Source organism: Pseudomonas sp. 2 (assembly GCF_056627435.1).
On record NZ_JBWXNG010000022.1, the window covers coordinates 1 to 23,812 of the forward strand.

The following is a 23,812-nucleotide window of genomic DNA, read 5'->3' on the forward strand; positions in this document are numbered from 1 at the left end:
ATCTCTCACTCCGGCAACTGCGCAGTGAGCTGCATCAACGCCTCGAGGGTGTCCCGCAACGGCACCGGTTCGCGCAAATCCTGGCGCAAGAACGCGTTGATCGGCTCGTTCAATTGCACCGCGCAATCGGTCACCGGATCGCCGCCGGGCTGGTACTCGCCCAGGCGCAGGAGCATTTCCACTTGTTTGTACGCCGCCATCAGCCGCCGCAATCGATTGTTCGCCTGCTGGTGCTCGCGCCCGGTGACGTTGCTCAGAATCCGGCTGATGCTGGCCTGTACGTCGATGGCCGGGTAATGCCCGCGTTCGGCCAGTTTGCGCGACAGCACGATGTGGCCGTCGAGCAGCGAGCGCACTTCATCGGCCACCGGGTCGTTCATCGAGTCCTGTTCGATCAGCACCGTGTACAGCGCGGTGATCGAGCCCGACTCGCTCATCCCCGCGCGCTCCACCAGACGCGGCAGCAGGGTGTACACCGAAGGCGGCAGGCCACCGCGCCCCAATGGCTCACCCGCGGCGATGCCGATCTCGCGCTGGGCCCGGGCGAAACGGGTCAGCGAGTCGAGCAGCAGCAGTACCTTCAGGCCGCGTTCCCGATAGGCCTCGGCGATCGCGGTGGCTGTGAATGCGGCCCGAGCACGTTCCATGCTGGAGCGGTCGGACGTGGCGCAGACCAGCACCGAGCGGCTGCGCAAGGTGGCGTCCAGTTCATGGTCAAGGAACTCGCGCAGCTCACGACCGCGTTCGCCGATCAGGCCGAACACGATCACGTCGCACGCCATGTTGCGTGCCAGTTCCGCCATCAAGGTGGTCTTGCCGCAGCCGGCACCGGCGAACAGGCCGACCCGCTGGCCTTCGCCCAGCAGAATCGCGCTGTCGATGGCCCGCACACCGGTGGGCAGGGCGTTGGTGATGCGCGGGCGCTGGGTGGGCGGCAGTGCGTCGGCGATCACCGGCAGGGTGGTGCGGCGGTCACCGGGCCCGGCAAACGCGCCTTGGGAATCCGCCAGCAACGGCCTGCCGAAACCGTCGAGCACGCTGCCCAGCAAACCGTCATCGACGCCGATGCGATGGGCCATGCCCAGCGGGCGAATGTGCGCGCCGACCTGAATCCCGTCCGGCGTACCCAGGGCGCTGAGCAGCGTGCAATCGCGAGTGAAACCGACGATTTCCGCGAGCATGCCGCTGCCGTCGGCCTTGCTTACTTCGCACAGATCACCCACCTTGGCCGCCGGAATCTGGCACTCCAGCAGGATGCCGCTGACCGCGCTGACCCGGCCGCTGGCCTGCACCGCAGAAAACCCGTTGAGGCGCCTGGCCTGGGCGGCTTTCCATTGTTCAAGGGCAGCGTTCACCAGTTCACCTCGTAATGCCGATCGCCGTCGAACTGGATGCGGTTGTCGTCGATGCGGGTCAGGCGCAGCCCGGCCAGTTCATCGCCGATGTACAGCCGGTGGCCGTCCGCCGTGACCAGGTGCGCGTGGGGCCCGGACATGATCTGCACGATGGTGAAGGGCAGGCCGTTGCTCGACGCTGTGACCTCGTCGATCAGCGGCACCGGCGTGTCATAGCGTTCCTTGAAACGGCGCAGCATGCGCTGATAAACCTGCTGCGCTTCGCCGTCGAGGTTGCCCGCAAGCTTGATGCCCTCTGGGGTTTGCTGCACCTGTACGTTGCTCAGCAGGCGGTCGCTGAGCATGGTGCTGAGCTGGCGGCGAGTGTCGTCGACATTGGCCAGACGAATGCGCTTGTGAGCAGGTTCTGCCACTTGGGTCGAGGCAGACGCCGGGATGCCTGCCGCTATAGGTTGCGGCGTGCTGCTGCGGGTCAGGCTCCAGGCGCTGCCAGCGATCCCCAGCAGCACGCCGACGACGATGCCGGTGGTGCGGTTGAGCAGCCGCGAGCGTGAGGCGACCTTTTCCAGCGGCGGCGAGCTGGCCGCAGGCTCCGGTTGTGGTTCAGGCGAAGGCTGTTCAGCCACCGGCGGCGCGATCACCGCGGGCAGCGTCGGCCAGGGATCTTCGGCGGCCGACAGGCACAGCCACACCGAACCCAGTACGAAGGTCATGTCCGGTGCCAGCTCGGTGGCCTCATGACGGTGGCCTTCCTGATCGTGGATATCGCCCTCGGTACCTTCCAGCAGCCAGCGTTCACCTTCGCGACGCAACTGGCAGTGGGCCTGGGCCACGCCCGGGTCGTGCAGCGCCAGGTCCTGTTCGGTGTCTGAGCCAATCGCCCAGCGTTCGCCGATCAAAGGCAACGCGGCGCCCTGATGCAGCCCGCTCAGTACGCGTAATTCAAACATGCGGGGCTCTCCACAGGCGGTTGTTCAGGCAGGCATTCATGCGGCGTCCTCGCTGTCGAGGGCATCGGGACTTTCTTCCAGGTCGTAGTCTTCTTCCAGATCGAAACGGCCCAGCACCTTGACCTGCGCCGCGTTGCTGATCTCGGCGAAGGACAGCACCGGCACGTGATAGAACTCTTCCTGCAACAGCGTGCGCAGGGGGCTGCGCAGGTCTTGCGCCACCAGCAGCACGGCCTGCTCGGCGGCACGAACAGGGAAGGCGATGTGCAGTTGCTGCACCAGCAACTGGCTGGTCTGGTTGTCCAGGGCGAAGAAGGTTTCGGTCTGGGTCTGGCGCAGGGCGTCGCGCAGAATGCCTTCGCTCTCAGGCGTCAGCACCCATACCAGCAGGCCCTCGGCGCCGCAATACTGGTGATAGATCTGCGATTTCAGGGCGATGCGCACGTAGTCGGCGAGCACGGTCACCTCGCGTTCGTGCTGACCGTGTTCGATCAGGGTTTCGGCGATCAGACGGATCGCCCGCAGCGGCACGCACTCTGAGGCCAGGCGCTGCAGTACGGCCGAGAAGCGCGCCAGCGGCAGCACCCGCTGCATCTCCTGAGCAAGCTCGGGCTGTTCGCTTTCCAGCCAGCCGAGAATCGCCTTGGTTTCCTGCAGGCCGATGAACTGCGGCCCGCAGGACTGCAGCGCGCGCTCCATGCGCTCGATGATCAGGGTCATGGCATCGACCCGTTCCATCTGCAAATCCTGCAACTGTTCGGCATCGGCCGGCAGCCACAGCCACTGGCCTTCCTGGCGCTCGGTACTGCCGAACACGGCGCTGTCCGGAGACTCTTCGAGCATGCGTGCATCCACCGCGACGTGGCTCTGGGTGAAGGTGGCCTTGAGCAGCGGCACCTCGTACACCGAGAAACGGAATTCGTCCGGTTGCAGGTGTTCGGCGGTTTCGATGATGAATGAGGGCAGGGTCAGGCCGTATTGCACCACCAGGCGGTTGCGGCGCTGGCGGATCTCGCTGACCAGTGCCTCGATCTGCGCCGCATTCTGGCTGGGGTGAAACTGCAACACGAACTGGCGGCTGGGAGAGAAGGTGCGCAGGTCTTCGCGGCCATTGTTCTCAGGCGCGACGGCCACCGTTTGTGCCTGTTCCTCTTTGGGTTTGGCCCGGTGCAACTGCAGCAGGCCGCCACAGCCACAGATGATCGCGATGACGATGAACACCGCCGTCGGCATGCCGGGCAGAGCGGCGAAACCCAGCATCGCCACGGCGGCGATGATCCACGCCTTGGGCTGGCTGGTGATCTGCTCGGCGATCTGTCGGCCGATGTTGGATTCGGCGCGTTCTTCGTCGGGCACGCGGGTGATGATCATGCCGCAGGTGACCGAGATCAGCAGCGCCGGAATCTGCGCGATCAGGCCGTCACCGATGGTCAGTACGGTGTAGACCTGCAGGGCGTCGCCGGCGCTCATGTTGTGCTGCACCACACCGATGGCGATGCCGCCGATCATGTTGATGGCGACGATGATCAGGCTAGCGATGGCGTCGCCGTTGACGAATTTCATCGCGCCGTCCATGGCACCGAACAGCTGGCTCTCCTTGCCCAGTTCCGCCCGGCGCCTGCGCGCTTCATACACGCTGATCAGGTTGGCGCGCAGGTCGCTGTCGATGGACATCTGCTTGCCGGGCATCGCATCGAGGGTGAAGCGCGCACCGACTTCGGCGACCCGCTCCGAGCCCTTGGTGATCACCAGGAAGTTGACCACGGTGAGGATCAGGAAGATCACCATGCCCACCGCCAGGTTGCCGCCGACCACGAACTGGCCGAACGCTTCGACGATGTGCCCGGCATCCTGGTTGAGCAGGATCAGGCGCGTGGTGGAGATCGACAGGGCCAGGCGGAACATGGTGGTCAGCAAGAGCACCGCCGGAAAGGTCGAGAACGCCAGCGGCCGCGGCAGGTGCATGGCCAGCATGATCAGCAGGCAAGAGATGCAGATGTTCACCGCGATCAGCACGTCCACCAGACCGGTGGGCAGCGGCGTGATCATCATGAACACGATGGCGATGACCACGAAGGCACCGACGATTTCCGAGCGACGCATGGCCGCCAGGGCCAGTTGGTTGAGCAGGTCGATGACGCGGTCCATCAGGCAAGGCCCCCCGAAAGCTGGTTCTGTTCCTGCCGAGTCAGTTCGGCCATGAGAATGAGCACGTTGCCCAGCGCGGTCTGGCGGCTTTTCATGTCGCGCCAGAGCAGGATCGGCAGTTGCTGCAGCATCGGCCGCAGGCCGTTGAGAAAGGCCAACTGGTGTTTGAGTTTGCCGCCGCCGATGTGCTGAGTCAGTTGCAGGGTCTCGTTCAGGCTCATGCCCTTGCCCGAGAGCGCCAGCAGGTGTTTGAGAAAGGCTGCCGAGTCGACCTGCACGCCGGGGTTCTTGTTGCGCATGCGGCCCAGCAGGTGGTCGCAACTCTGTAGCAGGGTCGCGACCGTGCGCGCGGTGTTGAGGCCGTGCATCAGGGTCCGCAGTTGCTGGGGCGAGGTGGAGGGTTGCAGGGCCGAGAGGTCGTCGGCGATGGCACTGCGCATGTCGCGCAGGTCGGTCTCGAACTGGCCGGGCTCTTCCTGCTCGCTGAGCAGGGCGTCGATCAGCCCGCTGATGTTCGGCTGCCCGGAAACCGCCACGCCATACAGGTTGCGCAGCGCGCCACGGCGCTTGCTGTCGATGCCGGGCGGGGCGAACGCCTTGGCGCTGTTGATCCCGGCGCGGGCGCGCTGGCCGTACTTGCGCCGCAACAGCTTGAGTTGCTGGGTCAGCACTACGTGTTCGCCGGTGGCGCCGTCGGCCTGGGCCTGCTTGCGCGCGGCCTGCAACACCACGTGGGCCTTGGCCGGATCGCCGCCGGCATAGCTGAGCACCTGGGCCAGGCTGGCGGCGCGCTGCTTCTGCAACTGTTTGCGCATATTGCGCGCGGCATCGTCCAGTCCCGCATCCTGGCTGCCCATCAACAACTGATACAACTCGCCCAGCTTCGCCGCCCGCGACTGCAAGGCGTTGCTGCTGGCGATCAGCTCACGCTGGTTCAGGCCGCGGCTCTGCTGCACCAGCGCCGAGGCGAAACGCGATACCTGCAACGGGCTCGTCCCGCCGATGTTCGGCGCATTGCTGCGCGGCGCGGCGACGGGCGCCGGATTGCGCGCCGCATTGAGCGCAGCGGCATCGGCCGGTGTATGCAGCGCTTGCGAAGGAGCGGGCGAGACGATCTTCATGGGTCGATTCTGAGCAGGGTCATGGCCTCTGAGTGGCCGCTGCGCGCCTGCGGTTCCATGAATACTCACAACCCGGAAATCTGTGCCAAAAGTCGTTCGAGAATCAGTGTGTTCGCGCAAGAACTTGCACAGACAGATTTTTGATTAAAAATAAAACCGTTTCAAATCATATATTTATACGTATTTATTGGCTGGCATGCATATCGCTATAGGGCTCATACACTCCAAACAAGGAAGAGCCCTGATGTTTCCAAGCCTCGCGATACTCGACATCGATCCGGCAACCCGTCACCCCAAGGCGCAAGGTATCCGGCATCTGACCAGTGACCAGGTGAAGATGATTCGAGCGTTCATACAGAAGCGGGTGATGAACCCGGACGATGTCGACGACATTCTGCAATCGACCTTTGTGGAAGCGCTGCGCAGCGAACACAAGTTCCAGCACGCCAGCAAACCGCAGACGTGGTTGTGCGGGATCGCGCTGAACCTGATCCGCAATCACTTTCGCAAGATGTATCGCCAGCCGTATCAGGAAAGCTGGGAGGACCACAGCCATTCAGAGCTGGAAAGCCACGGCGATATCGGCCATGAGGTCGACGGGCATCGGCAACTGGTGCGGGCGGTCAGGGCGATCGGCACGCTGCCGGTGAACATGCAGCGGGTGATCGAGGTGTCGCTGGAGATGGACGGCAATTATCAGGAAACGGCGCTGTCGCTGGGGGTACCGATCGGTACGGTACGTTCGCGGCTGTCGCGGGCGCGGGAGCAGTTGAAACGGCAGATGGATCCGTTTGCCTGAGGTTCCGGTGTCAAACAACGGGGCGGCAGGAGCCGCCTCAGATGTGCTCGGAAACGGTGGCGGCGTTGACCAGGTCGTACAGGGCGAAAGCGCGGTTGACCAGGAAAACGGTGACGACGGTGAGAACGGCGGCGTTGATCAGGTGGATGGTCATGATGATGGTCCTGTTCGGTAAAGGGCGGTTGGGCAAGTGATGGCGCGATGTTACGCGAGGGGGTGAAAAGCTGAAGACAATCGTCTTTATGTTCGTCATTAACGGGAATGATGGGGAGGGCGGGGCGCTCTGCGCTGGGCGTTAGCGCTCGTCCTTGGTGGGCAGGTGCTGAACGGCAGATCAAAATCCAGATCAAGATCAAGATCAAGATCAAGATCAAGATCAAGAGCGTTCTTCCTAACGTCAGACCTGTTTCGACTTCGTCGAGTTACTTGGAAAGGACCCCCAAGTAACCAAGGGGTCCTGCTCCTGGTTGGGCCCCTCCTGCGTCGGGGTACCCTCACTCCGGCGATGTTCTGTGGGCTGGGCGCGCTGGTCCATCCACGGCGCCGTCCATGGAGCGGGGCCTCGCGCGGCATCCTGCCGCTTGACCCACTCCACATCGCCTGCGTTCGGCCTGCACCCAAGTCGCGTTTTGTGGCGTTTGTGAGTTTTGCGCATGAAGATCAAAAGCAACGGCAACGGCAACGGCAACGGCTGATGTTGTGCGATCTGCTTTTGATTCTGCCCGGAGGGCGTAGGAGCTCGGCTTGCCAGCGATCTGCCGCGAAGCGGCAGTAAATCCTGTGCATGCGGTGTGTCTGAAACGACGAGGTTGCATGTTTTTGCTGCCGCTGCGCGGCAGATCGCTGGCAAGCCGAGCTCCTACGGCCTCCGGCCAGAAGCAGATCGCGAACATCCAGACACGCGCCTTTGATCTGGCTTTTGATTTTGCTCTTCATGCGCGATGGCCCAGACACCACAAATCGCGACTTGGGTGGAGGCTGGAGTGAGCAACCTCGACGAAGGAGGACCCCAGCCAGGAGCAGGACACCTTGGTTACTTGGGGGGGGCGGCATTCGACTTTTCCAAGTAACCCGCCGAAGGCAGAACCGGAACAGGCGACCAAAATCCCGGATCAGTTCCTCAATTGCGAAGATCCGACCACAGGCGAGCGCTGCCGCCGATAAAGCACAAACGTCGCCGACAACCCACACACCGCCGCAAACATCAGCCAGTACGCAGGCGAGGCCTTGTCCCCCGTGCTCTGCACCAGATAGGTCGACATCGCCGGAGTGAAACCGCCAAAGATCGCCGTGGCCAGGCTGAACGCCAGGGAAAATCCGACAACCCGCACGTTCTGCGGCATGACCTCGGTCAGCGCCGCGACCATCGCACCGTTGTACATGCCAAAGAAAAACGAGAAGTACAGCAGCACCGTCAACAGACGCTCGAAACTCGGCGCCAGTGCCAGCCAATGCATCGCCGGATACGCCGTGAGGATGCACAACAGCGAAATGCCCAGCAGCAAGGGACGCCGACCGATGCGGTCGGAAATCGCCCCGCCGATCGGCAGCCAGATGAAGTTGGTCAGGCCCACGAACAGGGTCACGATCAGGCTGTCGGTGGTGCTCAGGTGCAGCACCGATTTGCCGAAGGTCGGGGTGTACACGGTGATCAGGTAGAAGGTGGTGGTGGTCATCGACGCCAGCAGCCCGCCGGCCAGCACGGTGCGCCAGTTGTCACGCATCGAACGGAACACTTCGCCGGCGCTCGGGTGATGACGGCGCGCCTTGAACGCCTCGGTTTCCTGTAACGAGCGACGGATCACGAAGATGAACGGGATGATCACGCAACCGACGAAAAACGGGATGCGCCAGCCCCAGTCGGCGATTTCGCTGGCGCCCAGCCAAGCGTTGATGCCATAGCCCAGCGCGGCAGCGAGGATGATCGCGATCTGTTGGCTCGCCGATTGCCAGCTGGTGTAGAAACCGGTGCGTCCGGGTGTGGCGATTTCCGCCAGGTACACCGACACGCCGCCCAGTTCCGCGCCAGCCGAAAAGCCCTGCAGCAGGCGCCCGAGCAGCACCAGCACGGGCGCGGCCAGGCCGATGCTGGCGTAACCCGGCACCAGGGCGATGAGCACGGTGCCGCTGGCCATGATCGACAGGGTGACGATCAGGCCTTTGCGCCGCCCGACCTTGTCGATGTAGGCGCCCAGCACGATGGCGCCCAGCGGGCGCATGAGAAAGCCCGAGCCGAAGACCGCGAAGGTCATCATCAGCGAGGCGAATTCGCTGGTGGCCGGGAAGAAGGTCTGGGCGATGTAGGTGGCGTAGAAACCGAACAGAAAGAAGTCGAACTGTTCGAGGAAGTTGCCGCTGGTCACGCGCAGGATCGCGGCCAGTTTTGCCCCTGTCGAGGCGGGTGTGGAGTTCATCATGGCTTGGGTGTGCTCGGTCTTGTTATTGGAATTAGAGAGGGTGCGATCAATCGCTGCCGGCATTGATCGGGTTGGGTAAACGCTTTTCGATGGAAAACTTGAGCAAGGCCGCGCTGCGGAAGATCCCGTGGGCGAACTTGCTGTAAGGCATGGTCAGGAAGAACGCCATGACGAAACCCAGGTGAGTGGCCAGCATCAGGCCCAGCCAGGCCGTCTCGCGCAGGGCCAGCAACGCAAGGCCGCTGGCGCTGACCGCCAGCAGCAGGGCGATGAAGCCGCAATCCATGGGTTTCTGCTGGCTGTCGCCGTGCTCCGGGTTGCGCTTGAGGTTCAGCCACAGCAGGCCGGCCGGGCCGATCAGCAGGCCGATGCCACCGGCAATGCCCAGCAACACTGGCAGGCTGAACACCGGGTAGGGCGCGTGCCAGTTCAGCAGGAAGTGATACAGCGTGGCGACGCCGGTGGCCGCGAAGCACAGCATGAAGCCGTAGAAGGTCAGGTGGTGGAAGCGCCGGCGCAGCAGGGTGAAGCGGTCATCGGCGTTGTTGCAGCCCTGGCCGTGGCCGCCGTCCAGGTACTTGAGCTGGGCGACGTTGGCGGTGGCCTCCAGTGCCGCCGAGGTTTTCAGCGCGGCCGATGCATCGCCCGGAGTGACCTCGCGCCAGAAGCGTCGAACGCCGATCCCCAGTGCCAGCACGGCAAAGCCGAACACCGCACCGAACATCAGCGCCAGGGTGTTGTGCGGGAAGATGCCGTAGAAATTGCCACCGGCGATGGCGGTGGTCAGGTTGCCCATCACCAGCAGCGTCAGGCACAGGAACAGCGCCAGCCCCGCGCCGCTGGCCAGTGCCAGGGTCAGGCCGTTGCGCTGGTACAGCTTGCCCAGTGGCTTGGGCCAGGCGTACTCGGCGTAGGTTTCCAGGCGCACCTTGGCCATGGCCTTGGGCACATTGACCGCGAACTCGTGGGGCGGGGCGTACTGGCAGGCGTGCAGGCAGGCGCCGCAGTTGTGGCACAGGTTGGCCAGGTAATGGATGTCGGCCTGAGCGAATTCCAGGCGCCGGGTCATGGCCGGGAACACCGCGCAAAAGCCTTCGCAGTAGCGGCAGGCGTTGCAGATGGTCATCTGCCGCTGGACTTCGCTTTCATCCAGGTTCAGCACCGGGATCAGTTCGCCAGGCGATTGGGGATCAAACAGTTGCATGCTGCACTTCCGAATTCACAGTAGAGGGGGCGAAACCCGCCGAGGCGGCGGCCTGAACGCCGGCAATGCGGCCAAAGGCGGTGCCGATGGCCATGCCGATCCCGGCGGTGTAACCCTTGCCCAGGACGTTGCCGGCCATCATTTCCCCGGCCACGAACAGGTTCGGGCTGGGCTTGCCGTTGAAGTGCACGGCCGCGGTTTCATCGGTGGCCAGGCCCAGGTAGGTGAAGGTCACACCGGGCTTGAGCGGGTAGGCATAGAATGGCGGCTTGACCAGCGGCCGCGCCCAGTGGGTCTTGGCCGGGGTCAGGCCTTGGGTGTGGCAATCGTCCAGCGCCGTGTGGTCGAAGGTGCCGACGCGGCAGGCGTTGTTGTAGCGCTCGACGGTCTCGACGAAGGTGGCTTCGGGGAGGCCCAGCTTGCGTGCCAGTTCCGCCAGGGTGTCTGCGCGGGTGCCCGGAAACACCGGCGGCATGAAGCGGCCGATGGCCTGTTGATCGATGATCGAGTACGCCTGTTGCCCCGGTTGCCCGGCCACCAGTCGACCCCAGATCGCATAGCGCTTGGGCCAGAAATCCTCGCCTTCGTCGTAGAAGCGCTCGCCGTCACGGTTGACCACCACCCCCAGCGACACACAGTCGATGCGGGTGCAGATGCCGCCGTCGTACAGCGGCGCGCGGGCGTCGATGGCGACCATGTGCGCCTGCGTCGGGTCGCCGATCACGTCGGCGCCCAGATTGATCATGCGCTTGAGCAGCACGCCGGTGTTGAAGCGCGTGCCGCGGATCAGGAAATTGTCCGACGGCCACTCGCCGCGCTCGTTCTGGCCCCAGGCTTCGCGCAGCCATTCCCGGTTGGACTCGAAACCGCCGGCGGCCAGCACACAGCTGCGGGCCTGGATGCGTTCGGCGGGGTAGCGCAGGCCGTCGACCTCGCGCTCGGCCAGGTGCGCGGCGACGAATTTGCCGTCGGCAAGCTCAATGTCGCTGACCTGGGCGTTGTAGCGGATCTTCACGCCCAGGCGCTCGGCGCTGCGGAAATAGGCATTGACCAGCGCCTTGCCGCCGCCCATGAAGAAGGCGTTGGTGCGCGCCACGTGCAGCGCACCGGACAGCGGCGGCTGGAAGTGCACGCCGTGGGCGCGCATCCAGTCGCGGCACGAGGATGAAGCGCGAATGGCGATGCGCGCGAGTTTTTCGTTGGTCAGCCCGCCCGTTACCTTGAGCAGGTCCTGCCAGTATTCTTCTTCGGGGTAGGCGTCCACCAGTACGTCTTGCGGGGCGTCGTGCATGCAGCGCAGGTTGCGCGTGTGCTGGGAATTGCCGCCGCGCCAGACCTTGGGCGAGCCTTCGAGCAGCATCACGCTGGCCCCGGCTTCCCGGGCCATCAGCGCGGCGCACAGTGCGGCATTGCCGCCACCTATGACTAGAACATCGATCATCGTTTCTCCTCCGGCGCCCGCCGTCAGGGCAGCGGGCGAGTGGGCACAGTAGGAAAAACGGGGCAGGGGCCGAAAGACCGGATTCGGTGTGGGGTGTTCAGTTTTGCTAAAGGGGGAAGGTACGCGTATCAATCCTGTGGGCGCCGGCTTGCTGGCGAATGCGGAGTATCAGGCAAAGCGATTTTGAATGGCACATCCCATTCGCCAGCAAGCCGGCTCCCACGGCCTTCGGCCAGAAGCAGATTGTGGCGTCTGCGAACTTCAAGCCTCGCCGATCCAGCTCGCCCCCGGCCATTGCCCGCTGCTGACCAGCCGTCGCGCCACGTCGGTGATCACCACCCGGGTCGCCAGCGCGGCGGGGGAGAGTTCATCCTCGGCCAGGGTCGCCAGCAGGTTGCGCCGGCCGACGTGGCTGTCGGCGATCTGCACCAGCGACAGCCCCGACTCGCCCTTGAGCGCCGCCGCCGCGCCGGGCTGGATGGTCGCGGCGTGGCCGGCGCGCACGGCGTTCATCAACACCGCCAAACCGTCGACCTCCATGATCACGTTCGGCACCACGCCGGCCCGCTCGAAGGCGGTCATCAGGGTCGAGCGCAGGCCGTGCTGGGCGCTGGGGGCGACCAGTGGAAGATGCCCGAGATCGGCCAGGTGCACGCTCTCGCCGGTCGGCGCGTCGGGCAGACCAGGCGCGGCGATGACGAACAGCTTTTCGTCCAGCAACGGCGTCACGCTCCAGCGTTTGCCGCCTTCGAGCTGAAACAGGATCGCCAGGTCGATCTGCCGCGCATTGAGCTGTGCGGCCAGGTGCCCGGAGAGCATTTCCACCAGATGCAGCTGGATGTCCGGGTAACGCTCGCGCATCGCGTCGATCAAGGGCAGCGCCAGCACCGTGGCGGTGGTCGGCGGCAGGCCTACGGTGACGTAACCGCTCATGCGCGCACGGTGGGCGGCAAGAATGGCGTTGTCGGCCTGGCGCAGGGTCAGTTGCGCGTGGTGCAGAAACGCACTGCCTGCGCTGGTGGGCGTAACGCCGGTGCTGGTGCGGTTGAGCAGCCGCGTGCATAACTCGCTCTCCAGCTTGCCGATCTGCTGGCTCAGGGCCGAAACGCCGACGTCCAGCTCCAGCGCCGCACGGCCGAGGCTGCCGAGTTCGACGATTTTCACGAAGTAGCGAAGCTGGCGCAGTTCCATGGCAGGGCTCCAGAAAGGGTAAACAGGCAAGACCGGCGCAGTGTACACGCCTGGCTGCACACCACTGGCCTGCGCCATGCACCAAAAGGGTATGCCCATGGCGCTGGATCTCGCAAAAGGTGCAGAGGACGTTGGTACGAGCGCGCAGATCGGGGCTGTTCAATGGTGGCACTGTGCTTGCAATGTCAGTCGCACATTGCGAAGGAGCTGCCGAATGTTTTCACTGCGCGCCAACAAACACCGGGTGCAAGACGATGACCTGCTCAACCTGCTGTTCGATCGCCTCGATCTGACCGTGCAACTGTCCGGGCCGTCGCCGTTCAATGCGCGCCTGAACGGCTTTACCCAGACCCTGCATCAACGCTTGGGCGAAAGCTTGGCCGCGTCGGTGGATATCGCCGCCCACGCACCGGAGCTTGCGCGAATCGCCCGCGCCACCGAACACAGCGGCCAGACCCTGGCGCAGGCCTCGGAGCTGATCGCCAGTGCCAGCGAACAGGTCAGTACCTCGCTGGACAGCGAACTGGTGCCCGGCGCCGCCGAAGTCGCCAAGCTCTCCAGCGAAGTGGCGCTGACCCTGCGCCAGTGCCAGCAGACCGGCTCCCAGGTGCTCGATCAGGTCAACGCCATCGGTGCCAGCGAAGAAACCCTGGACAAAGTGATCGGGCAACTGTTCGGGCAACTGGAAGAAGTCAGTCAGGTGCTGGGCGTGATTGCCAGCATCTCGCAGCAGACCAACCTGCTGGCCCTGAACGCGGCCATCGAAGCAGCGCGGGCCGGCGAGCACGGTCGCGGCTTCGCGGTGGTGGCCGACGAGGTTCGGCGCCTGGCCGGGCACACCACTGAGTCCACCGGGCGGGTCAGCCTGATTATCGAGCGTTTCCGCGCCGACATGGACCAGCTCGGCGCAGCAGGCAAGGTGATGCACGCGGCGGTGGCTGACGGCCGTGCGGGCATGACGCGCATGGGCGAGGATTTGCTCGGCACTCAGGCGGCGATGGACCAGCTGGATCAGCGGGTCGGCCATATTGCTTCGGGCACCGAGCACATTGGTATCGCCGTGCATGCGATCAATCGCGATGTGCAGAACATCGCCGGTGTCGCCGCCGAGCTGCTGGGCAACGCCGGGCAGGTGCTGACCCACAGCGATGCCGTGCGCGTCAGTGGTGATCGTCTGCTCGACGGGCTGGGTGGCTTTGGCCTGCAGATGCACAAGACCATTCAGGCCAGTGTCGAGCGCCTGGCCAGCGAGGCGGCGATGCATGGCGATGTGTCGACGGCCGAGCGCTTCATGGGCGAGACGCTGCAGCGTGATCAGCGTTTCGAGCTGTTCTACATGGTCGATCGCAATGGCGTGCAGATCAGCGAAAACATCGGGTTGGAAGGCGGCGCCAAAGGGCCGAGCTGCCGGGGGCGCAACTGGTCGCAGCGGCCGTGGTTTCGGGCGGTGGCCGAACAGTCCGCGAGCCACATCACGCCGGTGTATCGATCCTCGGCGACCGATGATTTCTGCATCACCGTGTCGGTGCCGATCTTTGCCGGCAATGGTCAGTTGAGCCGTGTGTTGGCAGCGGATGTGCGGTTGTCGGCGTTGTTGTGATTCGCAAAGACATTCTTATCAGACATACATTCTGAAAGCGTGGGAGCCGGCTTGCTGGCGAATGCGGTGTGTCATTCAACGCAACGTTGGCTGACATTCTGCATTCGCCAGCAAGCCGGCTCCCACAAGTACAGCAAGCGAATCAGCTCTGGTCTTCTTTCTCCAGCACGAACAGCAACAGCGAACGCGGTGATACGGTGTATTCGCTGCCGAATTCAAAATGGTCACGGCCTTTGATGTCCGGCTGCTGGGTGTCGATCAGGCTGATCCAGCTCAGGCCTTCCGGCACCTCGGGCAGGGTGAAGTTGACGCCTTCATGGTGCGAGTTCACCAGCAACAACATCGCGGCCTCCGAGCCTCGGCGGCGAATCCCGGTTTCCTGGGCGCGGCCGTCGATCAGCATCCCCAGGCAGCGGGCATTGTTGTCGTGCCACTGTTCGATGGTCATTTCCTCGCCGCTCGGCGCCAGCCAAGTGACGTCCTTGACCCCCAGTTCCTCGTTGTAGTCGCCCACCAGGAAACGCCCACGGCGCAGCACCGGGTAGGTCTTGCGCAGCTTGATCAGGCGCTGGACGAAGCGATGCAGCGAAGTGCCGTCTTCATCCCAGTCCCAGTTGACCCAGCCGATCTCGCTGTCCTGGCAGTAGGCGTTGTTGTTGCCATGCTGGGTGCGGGCAAATTCGTCGCCGGCAACGATCATCGGCGTGCCCTGGGACAGCAGCAGGGTGGCGAAGAAGTTGCGCATCTGGCGCAGGCGCAGGTCGTTGATCGCCGGATCGTCGGTCGGCCCTTCGACGCCGTGGTTCCAGGAGCGGTTGTCGTTGCTGCCGTCCTGGTTGTTTTCGTCGTTGTCTTCGTTGTGCTTGTCGTTGTACGACACCAGGTCGTGCAGGGTGAAACCGTCGTGGGCGGTGACGAAGTTGACCGACGCATAGGGCCTGCGCCCGCGATGGTTGAACATGTTGCCCGACGCAGTGAGGCGGCTGGCCAGGTCAGCCAACTGGCCTTCATCGCCTTTCCAGAAGGCGCGCACGGTGTCGCGGAACTTGTCGTTCCACTCGGCCCAGCCCGGCGCGAAACGGCCCACCTGATAACCGCCGGGGCCACAGTCCCACGGCTCGGCGATCAGTTTGACCTGGCGCAGCACCGGGTCCTGACGGCAGGCGACGAGGAAGCTGTGACGCTCGTTGAAGCCATCGTGATAGCGCCCGAGGATGGTTGCCAGGTCGAAGCGGAAGCCGTCCACATGCATTTCGCTGGCCCAGTAGCGCAGCGAGTCGGTGACCATCTGCAGCACGCAGGGGTGGCTCAGGTCCAGGGTGTTGCCGGTGCCCGAATCGTTGATGTAGAAGCGCTTGTCATCGGGCATCAGGCGGTAATAGGAGGCGTTGTCGATGCCGCGCATGGACAGCGTCGGGCCCAGCTCGTTGCCCTCGGCGGTGTGGTTGTAGACCACGTCGAGAATCACTTCCAGGCCGGCATGGTGCATGTGCGCGACCATCTCCTTGAACTCGGCGATCTTGCCGTGGGCCAGGTAGCGCGGGTCGGGGGCGAAGAAGGCGATGCTGTTGTAACCCCAGTAGTTGGTCATGCCCTTTTGCAGCAGGTGCTGGTCGTTGACGAAGGCGTGGATCGGCAACAGCTCCACCGAGGTCACGCCCAGGCCTTTGATGTGCTGGATCACCTCGTCGACCATCAGCCCCGAGAACGTGCCCTTGAGTTCGTCCGGTACCGCCGGATGGCGCATGGTGAAGCCGCGGGTGTGGGTTTCGTAGAGGATGGTTTTCTCCCACGGCACACCGACTCGCTGATCGCGGCCCCAGGTGTAGGCCGGGTCGATCACTTTGCTCTTGGGCACGAACGGCGCGCTGTCGCGCTCGTCGAAACTGAGGTCGCCGTCAGGGTGGCCGATGGTGTAGCCGAACAGCGCTTCAGACCATTTCAGCTTGCCCACCAGTTGCTTGGCGTAGGGGTCGATCAGCAGCTTGTTGTGGTTGAAGCGGTGGCCGTTCTTCGGGTCGTACGGACCGTACACGCGATAGCCGTAAATCAGCCCCGGATGGGCGTCGGGCAGGTAACCGTGGAAGATCTCGTCGGTGTATTCGGGCAGTTCGATGCGCTCAAGCTCCACCTCGCCGCTGGCGTCAAACAGACACAGTTCGACCTTGGTGGCGTTGGCCGAGAAGATCGCGAAGTTGACCCCCAGCCCGTCCCAGTTGGCGCCGAGAGGGAAGGGCAGGCCTTCACGGATACGCGATGCGTTGGTTTGCGGGCCGTCGGACTGCGCGGATTCATTCTGCGAGGCGGTGTTTTTCTCTTGCTTGCTCATGGTGATTCCTGACGTTCGAATGATTTCCTGAAGGCGAACAAAGCCTTTGTCGCAGGAGGGCTGCGCCAATGATCAAAAACAGGCGGGTAAATGCCGCAGAGACGGGCTCTGCGGCAGAGGTGTGCTAGACGATCAATGCTCGTCTGAAGCGCTGAATCACGGCGCCGGTGGTTTGGCCGCCGGCGCCTTTTTCGCGGCCGGTTTGGCGGCAGGTTTTGCCGCAGGCTTGGCCGGTGTCGGTTTGTCTGCCGCGCTGACCGCTGCCTTGGGTTTGGCAGGGGCTTTGGCGGCGGGTTTGGCAGCCGGTTTTTCGGCAGCCTTGGCCGCGGGTTTCGCCGCAGGCTTGGCTGCTGCAGGTTTGGCAGCAGCGGCCTTTGGCTCTGCCTTGGGCTTGGCGGCGGCCTTGCCAGCGGCGGCTTTCTTCGGCGCCTTGGCTTCGGCTTCTGCCAGTTTGCGGGCCATCTCCCAATGGCGCGCATCGTGACCGTGGGGTTTGCCCTCCGTCTCCCAGATCTGGTGGGCCAGTTCGCTGATACGTTTCTCGTCGGCACTCATCTCGACACTCCCAGGTATTACAAGGTTTGTATTAGCAGATTTACGGAAAATTCCTTGAGCGCTGCGCTGAGCGACAATTCCTTGTTGGTTGTGACTGTAGCCTGCGCAAAAAGTCCCTTCCAATTTGGATCTGAATCAGCGAACGGCAGGATGATGCGTGTATCTCCCCAATTTGCCGCGTTGATGAATGGAGTTTGCGCGGTGCCCAATAGTTCAGCCGGCAAACGGGGTACCACAACGATTGCCCGGATACCCTCCGATTCCCGGGCAAACGCCATGACGTGGGTGGCCTGTTCGCCCACCACTTCAAGCGGTGTGTAGCGACCTCTGGCGAACAGGTCAGGGTGCTGGTTGCGCAGCATGAGCACCTGCGCGATCAACGCCTGTTTGATTCGCCCGTCCTGCCACTGGGCCAGCAGTTCGGCGGGGGCTGCGGATTGCCCCAGCGCGCGTTCGCGAGCGGGATAATCCACCGGACGACGGTTGTCCGGATCCACCAGACTGAAGTCCCAGAACTCCGTGCCCTGATACAGGTCAGGCACGCCGGGCGCCGTCATTCGCAGCAAGGTTTGCGCCAGACTGTTCAAGGCGCCTGCAGGCGCAATGCGATGGGCAGTAGCGCCGATGGACTGACGCAGCGCCAGCGCATCGGGGCTTTGCAGCAACTGCTGCAGAAATTCGCGGCAGGCCGTTTCATACGCCTCGTTCGGCGCGCTCCAGCTGCTCTGCAACTTGGCTTCGCGCAGGGCTTTTTCCTGCCAGCGGGTCAGGCGCTCGGCGTAGTGCTGCAGGGCTTGCTCGCCCTCCAGATTCAGCGGCCAGCTGCCCAGCATCGCCTGGTACAGCATCAGTTCGTCGCCGGGGCTGATGGCGGTCTCACCGGCTTTCAAAGGTGCCGACAACTGCAGCCAGCGCTCGACCTGCTCGGCATACCAGTCGGCGTTTTCGCTGAGCACTGCCAAGCGCGTGCGGGTGTCTTCGCCGCGCTTGTGGTCGTGGGTGGCGGTGGTCAGCAGGTTGTCGGGGAAGCTCGCCGCGCGTTGCGCACAAACCTGGTGAAAGGCCTCCACCGGCGCACTGAAATGTTGCGGATGAAAGCCCACATCGTTGCGCGACAACAGCACCGCCGAGCGATAGAACGAGGTGTCTTCCACCGACTTGGCCGCCACCGGCGAGGTCAGTTGCTGGAAGCGGTTGCAGGCCTTGCGGCGCATTTCGCGCAACGGGCCGGTGGGATAATCGCGCAGGCTTTCGCCGCCCAGCCAGCGTGCGAGGTAATCGAGCACCGGCCAGTCGCCTTCGCTGAGCGATTCGCGCGCACCGTTCATGGCTTGCTGGAAGAAGCGCTCGTCCTCGGCGGTGCGGCCGCAGGCGGTGATATAGGTGCGATAGACCGGGAAGTTGCCGACCAATGCCAGCAAGGCGCGGCGGATAGCGCCCAGGGTCAGGTCGCGGCTCATCACGTCGCTGCGCGCCACCTGCAGCAGCGCCTGGGCGAGGTTTTCGAAATCACCGGCCAGGCTGCCGTGCAGCACCAGGTCCCGGGCTTCGCGCACCTCCTGATTGAAGTCGGCGGTGCGCCCGCTGATGCGGCTCCACAACTCGCCCAATACCGCTTCGCCTTTGGGGTCGTGCTGTAGCAGCGAGACCTGGTTCATGAACTCGTAGCCGGTGGTGCCGTCGACGTTCCAGTCCTTGCGCAGCGGCTCGTCGGCGCCGAGGATCTTCTCGACGAATATCGGCAGATGAGTCAGCTCAGTACCGGCCGGGCGCCTCGGCAACAGGCTGTCGACCCGGCGCCGCAGCTTGCGGCAGTAGCCCCGCGGGTCGGCCAGGCCGTCGATATGGTCGATGCGCAGGCCATCCACCAGCCCTTCGGCAATCAGCTGGAAAATCTTCGCGTGGGTCGCTTCGAACACCTGCGAGCGCTCGACCTTCAGCCCGCCCAGCTCGTTGATGTCGAAAAAGCGCCGCCAGTTGATGTCATCGCCTGCGGTGCGCCAACTGGCCAGGCGATAGTCCTGTTGTTCGAGCAGGCGATGCAGGCGCTTGAAGCCTTCGGGCTGGCGCGAGTCGAACTGCGCCAACCCGGTCTCGATGGCCTCGATCAGCTCGGGCCTGGCCTTGAGCAGGTCGGCCAGTTCTTCCTTGAGCTGCTGCGCTTGCTCATAGGCCTGAGGATGGTTGTCCAGCCTTGAGAACGCTTGCGCCAGCGCTTCCAGCTCATGGCGCCGCGCAGCGTTGAGCAGTGGCGCGTAGGTGCCGGGGTTGATCGGAAAGTGATGCTGGTAATGCTCGACCCGGAAGCTGCCGTTCTCGGCATCGAAGCGCAGCGGCACCTCGCCGTTTTGCAGCACGGTGCCGTAGTCGGTGCTCAGGAAGGGTTGCAGCAACTGGCCCTTGAGCAGCGGGTCGGGGGAATTCCACTGGATGTCGAAGAACTTGGCGTAGGGGCTGCGCTGGCCCCATTCGAGCAGGTCCAGCCACCACGGGTTGTCGGCCCCGCCCACCGCCATGTGATTGGAAACGATGTCCAGAATCAGCCCCATGCCGTGTTCGCGCAGGGTTGCCACCAGCCTTCTCAAGGCCGGCTCGCCGCCCAACTCGGGGTTGATGACGCGCGGGTCGACCACGTCGTAGCCGTGCATGGAACCGGCGCGGGCCTTGAGCAGCGGCGAGGCGTACAGGTGGCTGATGCCGAGGCGGGCGAAGTAGGGCACCAGCTTCGCGGCATCGTCCAGGGTGAAGTCTTTGTGAAATTGCAGGCGCTGGGTGGCGCGCAGGGATTTCAAAGCGGGGTTGACCGGATGACTCATTGATCACGCTCCGCTGCCTGTTGCCGCGCCGCAGCGAGAATCTCCAGACGCCGCGCTGCGTCAAAGTTGTCCAGCAGCGCCTCGCTGTCGCCGGGCAGGCGCCTGCGCCAGTTGGGGTGGCTGTCGATGGTGCCCGGCAGGTTGGCCTGCTGTTCGATGCCCATGGCGTCTTCGATCGGCAGCAACACCAGCGGCGCGCGGGTGTGGCCCAGGTAGCGGATGCTGCCGTCGATCATGTCGCTGTCGCTGCCGTCGTGCATGCCGTAGTTCAGCCGCAGGGCGGCGCGCAGGCCCTCGCGTTCGCGCTCGCGGGCTTCGCGCCAGTGCCGCTCGGTGTCGTCGTCGATATGGCCCAGGGTCTTGTTCCAGTCGATGTCCAGCTCGCTGAGCCAGCCGGTCAGGGTCGGCAAATCGTGGGTGCTGGTGGTGGCCAGAGCATCGTCGGACCATTTGATGATCGGCTTGAAATGCGCGTTGTCCTGTTCGAACAGCAGCACGCGCATGCCCAGAATCGCCCGCGCCGAGAGCTTTTCGTGCAGGCCTTCGGGCACGGTGCCCAGGTCTTCGCCGAGCACCACCGCCTTGTGCCGCCAGGACTCCAGGCACAGCAGGCGCAGCATGTCGTCCAGCGGGTAGTTGAGGTAGGCGCCTTCGCTCGGCTTAGATCCCAGCGGCACCACCCACAGACGCTGCAGGCCCATCACATGGTCGATGCGCAGGCCACCGGCGTGGGCGAAATTGGCCCGCAGCATCTCGATGAAGGCACGAAAGCCGTTGCGTTTCAGGCCCGTGGGCGAGAATGCCGAGATGCCCCAGCTTTGCCCGGAGCGGTTGAGAATGTCCGGCGGTGCGCCCACGGTCAGCGCCGAGAGCAGTTCGTCCTGACGGCTCCAGGCCTGGCTGCCGGCGCCATCGGCACCGACGGCCAGGTCGCCGATCAGGCCCACGCTCATGCCGCTGCTGCGGGCGGCGGTCTGGGCGCGCTCCAGGCCCCGGGCGATCAGCCATTGAGCAAAGGCGTGAAAGCCGATCTGCTCGCGATGGCGGGCGGCAAAATCATCGATGGCCGCGCTGCGCGGGTTTTTGAACTGTTCCGGCCATTCGTGCCAGTTGCCACTGATCCCCAAGACTTCGGCTTGGTCACGCAGGGCTTCGAAGCGGCAGTGGTTTTCCAGCGCCTCACCACCGCTGTGGCGGAAGCTGTTGAAGTCTTCCTGCAACGGGTTGTCGCTGGCAATGAATGAGGCGTAGAGCGCTCGCAGGATCTTCCACTTGGCAGCCGCCGCGGCCGGCCAGTCGATCAGGGGCAGCTCTGCCAGCCGCTTGAGCTCTTCGCCCAGACCGGTTTCGTCGATGGCCATGCGCAGCGCGCGCTCACCGAGGATCGTGCCCGGCGCGCTGTAGAGCGCGTTGAGAAACAGGCGGCTCGATGGCGAGTAAGGGCTGAAGCGCTCGGTGTCGCTGGCGAACATCGCGTGCACCGGGCTGATGGCGATGGCCGCTGCGCCACGCTCGCCGGCCGCACGGGCGAAGCTTTCCAGTGCCTGGGTGTCGCCGAACCCGCCATCGCCTGGGCGGCGCAGGTAATACAGTTGCAGGGTCAGGCCCCAGGTGCGCGGGACGCTGACGTCGCAGGCCTGGGCCAGGCTGTAGGCGGTTTTCGGGGCGACGGCGATGGTCAGGTGCTGGCCGTCGATTGCCAGCTGCTGATAGCCGACGGTGGCCAGCGCGGGCAGTTCGGCGTTGGCGGTGAGCCGGGCGTCGAGCCACGAGCCGTCTTCGAGTTCAAGGACGAAGGGCGTTTCGGGTTTGAACCAGGCTGAGAGGTCCAGGTTGCTGCCGTGGTCGACGGTCAGCAGCGGTGGTGGGGTGGCGGACAAGCTCAGATCTTGCAGCCGTTCCAGGCTGTGGGCGATCTGGCGGTCATCCCAGGCCGGGTAGCCAAGGCCTTCGAGCACCTTGCGCAGCACCTCGGGGCTGACCCGCTGCGGTCGTGCGTTGGCGTCTTTCCAGTGCACTGACAATCCCGCTTCGGCTGCCAGCATTTCCAGTTGCTCATTGCTCATCCAAATCCTCCGCAACGTCACTCGATATCAGGCTGACAATGGCCGTGTAGGGATTGAGGCTGCCCCGGCTTGAAAGTTCTGCCGATTGTGGATGTGATTCATGAAGAACATGCTGCACGCCGTGCGGGTCGATCTGCACGCTGTGGGCGCTGAGGTTGAGGTCGATGCGCAGCACCTGGCCGTCGCCCATTTGCCAGCGCGCGCTGACCGCCTTGTCGGCCAGCACCTGGGCGCCGAGGGCCTTGGCACCTTGAAGGCGCGGGACGATGTGCGCGTGGCGGATGGCGAGCAGTTCGCGATACAGCGCCCGCCAGTTGCGATGGTCCTGGCCCAGGTCGGTTTCCAGCAGCAGCGCGTCCAGCGCCGGGCGCGAGGCGTTGAAGGTCTGCAAGGCGTTGGGGTCGGGAATCCGCTCGCGCTGGGCCGGGTCGGCGAAGGCGGCGAAGTCGGCAAACTCGCCGCGCCGGCCTTCGCGCACGGCGTCGGCCAGCTCATCGTGAAAGTCGGTGAAGAACAGAAACGGCTCGCTGGCGCCCCATTCGTCACCCATGAACATCAGCGGGACCATCGGCGACAACAGCAGCAGCGCCGTGGCCGCGCGCAGGGCGGGAGCAGGGCAGAGCTGAATCAGCCGTTCGCCCAGCGCACGATTGCCGATCTGGTCGTGGTTCTGCAAAAACAGCACGAAGGCGCTGGGTGGCAGGTGCGCGCTGGCCTCGCCGCGGGCATGGCCGTGGCGGGTGGTTTCGCCCTGATAGACGAAGCCTTCGCCCAGCAGCCGCGCCAACTTGTGGGTCGGTTGCTCGGCGAAGTCGGTGTAATAGGCGTCGGTCTCGCCGGTCAGCAAGACGTGCAAGGTGTTATGGCCGTCGTCGTTCCACTGCGCGTCGTAACCCTGGGCCATGCGACTGGCCTGGTTGAACTCGTTTTCCAGCATCAGCCACACGTGCCGGGACGGCGGGATCTGCTGGCGAATCGTCTGCGCCATTTCCTGCAGAAAGGTCGGGTCCTCAATAGCGTGCACCGCGTCGAAACGCAGGCCGTCGAAGCGGTAGTCGAGCAGCCACATCAGGGCGTTGTCGATGAAGAAGTCGCGCACCTCGCGGCGACGAAAATCGATGGCATCGCCCCAGGGCGTCTTTTTATCGCTGCGAAAGAAGTGTTTGGCGTAGGCGCCCAGGTAATTGCCGTCGGGGCCGAAGTGGTTGTAGACCACGTCCAGAATCACCGCCAGGCCCAGGCCGTGGGCGGTATCGATCAGGTGTTTGAGCTGTTCCGGCGTGCCATAGGACGACTGCGGCGCATAGGGCAGCACGCCGTCATAGCCCCAGTTGCGCTCGCCCGGAAATTGCGCGATGGGCATCAGCTCGATGGCGGTGATGCCGGTGCCCACCAGGCGTTGCAGGTGCTGCTCCACACCTGCGAAGCCACCGAGGGCGCCGACATGCAATTCATAAATGACAGCCTCGTGCCACGGGCGTCCGGCCCAGGCACTGTGCTGCCAGGCAAAGGCGTTGTGATCGACGACCAGGCTGTGGCCATGCACCTCGCTGACCTGAGCCCGGGAAGCCGGGTCAGGTACCTTGAGGTTGTCATCGATTGTGTAGCGGTATCGCGTCCCTGCCGGGCATCGAGTCTCAAGGACGAACCAGCCGTTTTCCTGCGGCAACAGGGCCAGTGACGGCCCTTCATCCAACTCGACGCTGACGTACCAGGCATCCGGCGCCCAGAGGGCGAACCGGGTGTGTTCGGGATCCAGCAAGACGGCGCCGTGGCGCCAGCTCTCATCCGTGCGCGAAGGCATCCGTTACCCCTTTTTC

14 protein-coding genes and 1 pseudogene are annotated in these 23,812 nt (G+C 64.2%); 2 read left to right on the plus strand and 13 right to left on the minus strand.

Going from position 1 to position 23,812, the window contains the following annotated elements; all coding sequences use genetic code 11:
- Window positions 1–5 precede the first annotated feature (5 nt).
- From AC1MEK_RS26880 to sctW, 4 genes are read right to left on the minus strand one after another with little or no spacing between them, the layout of a single operon-like run.
- Entirely contained in the window at window positions 6–1,355 is a 1,350-nt protein-coding gene (locus AC1MEK_RS26880) for a FliI/YscN family ATPase (RefSeq protein WP_480399285.1), read from the minus strand.
- Complete coding sequence (gene sctD / locus AC1MEK_RS26885) at window positions 1,352–2,305, minus strand: type III secretion system inner membrane ring subunit SctD (RefSeq protein ID WP_480399286.1); 954 nt, start codon at window positions 2,303–2,305, stop codon at window positions 1,352–1,354. The genes AC1MEK_RS26880 and sctD overlap by 4 nt, the downstream gene beginning before the upstream one ends.
- Window positions 2,306–2,341: 36 nt before the next feature.
- Window positions 2,342–4,453 (minus strand): type III secretion system export apparatus subunit SctV, encoded by a 2,112-nt coding sequence (sctV, locus tag AC1MEK_RS26890; RefSeq protein WP_480399287.1) that lies wholly within the window; start codon window positions 4,451–4,453, stop codon window positions 2,342–2,344.
- Complete coding sequence (gene sctW / locus AC1MEK_RS26895; RefSeq protein ID WP_480399288.1) at window positions 4,453–5,574, minus strand: type III secretion system gatekeeper subunit SctW; 1,122 nt, start codon at window positions 5,572–5,574, stop codon at window positions 4,453–4,455. The genes sctV and sctW overlap by 1 nt, the downstream gene beginning before the upstream one ends.
- Before the next feature lie 244 nt (window positions 5,575–5,818).
- Here sctW and AC1MEK_RS26900 point away from each other — a divergent pair, with 244 nt between their 5' ends.
- Window positions 5,819–6,373: an RNA polymerase sigma factor gene (locus AC1MEK_RS26900; RefSeq protein ID WP_480399289.1), complete on the plus strand. Its 555-nt coding sequence runs from the start codon at window positions 5,819–5,821 to the stop codon at window positions 6,371–6,373.
- A gap of 1,112 nt (window positions 6,374–7,485) precedes the next feature.
- On the opposite strand, the gene tcuC is transcribed toward AC1MEK_RS26900, so the two are convergent.
- From tcuC to AC1MEK_RS26920, 4 genes are all read right to left on the minus strand, one after another.
- A complete protein-coding gene (gene tcuC, locus AC1MEK_RS26905) occupies window positions 7,486–8,790 on the minus strand; it encodes a tricarballylate/proton symporter TcuC (protein WP_480399290.1) in 1,305 nt (434 codons plus the stop codon).
- Between the two features lie 46 nt (window positions 8,791–8,836).
- Complete coding sequence (gene tcuB, locus AC1MEK_RS26910; protein ID WP_480399291.1) at window positions 8,837–9,994, minus strand: tricarballylate utilization 4Fe-4S protein TcuB; 1,158 nt, start codon at window positions 9,992–9,994, stop codon at window positions 8,837–8,839.
- Complete coding sequence (tcuA, locus tag AC1MEK_RS26915; protein ID WP_480399292.1) at window positions 9,981–11,435, minus strand: FAD-dependent tricarballylate dehydrogenase TcuA; 1,455 nt, start codon at window positions 11,433–11,435, stop codon at window positions 9,981–9,983. The genes tcuB and tcuA overlap by 14 nt, the downstream gene beginning before the upstream one ends.
- Before the next feature lie 261 nt (window positions 11,436–11,696).
- A complete protein-coding gene (locus AC1MEK_RS26920; protein ID WP_480399293.1) occupies window positions 11,697–12,626 on the minus strand; it encodes a LysR family transcriptional regulator in 930 nt (309 codons plus the stop codon).
- A gap of 214 nt (window positions 12,627–12,840) precedes the next feature.
- On the opposite strand from AC1MEK_RS26920, the gene AC1MEK_RS26925 reads away from it, so the two are divergent.
- A complete protein-coding gene (locus tag AC1MEK_RS26925; RefSeq protein WP_480399294.1) occupies window positions 12,841–14,226 on the plus strand; it encodes a methyl-accepting chemotaxis protein in 1,386 nt (461 codons plus the stop codon).
- Between the two features lie 142 nt (window positions 14,227–14,368).
- On the opposite strand, the gene glgX is transcribed toward AC1MEK_RS26925, so the two are convergent.
- From glgX to treZ, 5 genes and pseudogenes are all read right to left on the minus strand, one after another.
- Complete coding sequence (glgX, locus tag AC1MEK_RS26930; protein WP_480399295.1) at window positions 14,369–16,555, minus strand: glycogen debranching protein GlgX; 2,187 nt, start codon at window positions 16,553–16,555, stop codon at window positions 14,369–14,371.
- A gap of 162 nt (window positions 16,556–16,717) precedes the next feature.
- Window positions 16,718–17,110: pseudogene (locus AC1MEK_RS26935) on the minus strand (DUF2934 domain-containing protein); the annotation flags it as partial.
- Between the two features lie 17 nt (window positions 17,111–17,127).
- Entirely contained in the window at window positions 17,128–19,926 is a 2,799-nt protein-coding gene (locus AC1MEK_RS26940; protein ID WP_480399296.1) for a malto-oligosyltrehalose synthase, read from the minus strand.
- A complete protein-coding gene (gene malQ / locus AC1MEK_RS26945; protein WP_480399297.1) occupies window positions 19,923–21,992 on the minus strand; it encodes a 4-alpha-glucanotransferase in 2,070 nt (689 codons plus the stop codon). The genes AC1MEK_RS26940 and malQ overlap by 4 nt, the downstream gene beginning before the upstream one ends.
- The gene (gene treZ, locus AC1MEK_RS26950; protein ID WP_480399298.1) at window positions 21,982–23,796 is read right to left on the minus strand and encodes a malto-oligosyltrehalose trehalohydrolase; all 1,815 of its coding nucleotides are present in this window, start codon (window positions 23,794–23,796) and stop codon (window positions 21,982–21,984) included. Before treZ ends, malQ begins: the two co-directional genes overlap by 11 nt.
- Between the last annotated feature and the right edge of the window lie 16 nt (window positions 23,797–23,812).

Bases quoted from the DNA above. Each gene is read 5' to 3' on its own strand.
- sctD (WP_480399286.1), bottom strand. From the start codon at position 2,305: ATGTTTGAATTACGCGTACTGAGCGGGCTGCATCAGGGCGCCGCGTTG.
- sctV (WP_480399287.1), bottom strand. From the start codon at position 4,453: ATGGACCGCGTCATCGACCTGCTCAACCAACTGGCCCTGGCGGCCATG.
- sctW (WP_480399288.1), bottom strand. From the start codon at position 5,574: ATGAAGATCGTCTCGCCCGCTCCTTCGCAAGCGCTGCATACACCGGCC.
- AC1MEK_RS26900 (WP_480399289.1), top strand. From the start codon at position 5,819: ATGTTTCCAAGCCTCGCGATACTCGACATCGATCCGGCAACCCGTCAC.
- tcuC (WP_480399290.1), bottom strand. From the start codon at position 8,790: ATGATGAACTCCACACCCGCCTCGACAGGGGCAAAACTGGCCGCGATC.
- tcuB (WP_480399291.1), bottom strand. From the start codon at position 9,994: ATGCAACTGTTTGATCCCCAATCGCCTGGCGAACTGATCCCGGTGCTG.
- tcuA (WP_480399292.1), bottom strand. From the start codon at position 11,435: ATGATCGATGTTCTAGTCATAGGTGGCGGCAATGCCGCACTGTGCGCC.
- AC1MEK_RS26920 (WP_480399293.1), bottom strand. From the start codon at position 12,626: ATGGAACTGCGCCAGCTTCGCTACTTCGTGAAAATCGTCGAACTCGGC.
- AC1MEK_RS26925 (WP_480399294.1), top strand. From the start codon at position 12,841: ATGTTTTCACTGCGCGCCAACAAACACCGGGTGCAAGACGATGACCTG.
- glgX (WP_480399295.1), bottom strand. From the start codon at position 16,555: ATGAGCAAGCAAGAGAAAAACACCGCCTCGCAGAATGAATCCGCGCAG.
- AC1MEK_RS26940 (WP_480399296.1), bottom strand. From the start codon at position 19,926: ATGAGTCATCCGGTCAACCCCGCTTTGAAATCCCTGCGCGCCACCCAG.
- malQ (WP_480399297.1), bottom strand. From the start codon at position 21,992: ATGAGCAATGAGCAACTGGAAATGCTGGCAGCCGAAGCGGGATTGTCA.
- treZ (WP_480399298.1), bottom strand. From the start codon at position 23,796: ATGCCTTCGCGCACGGATGAGAGCTGGCGCCACGGCGCCGTCTTGCTG.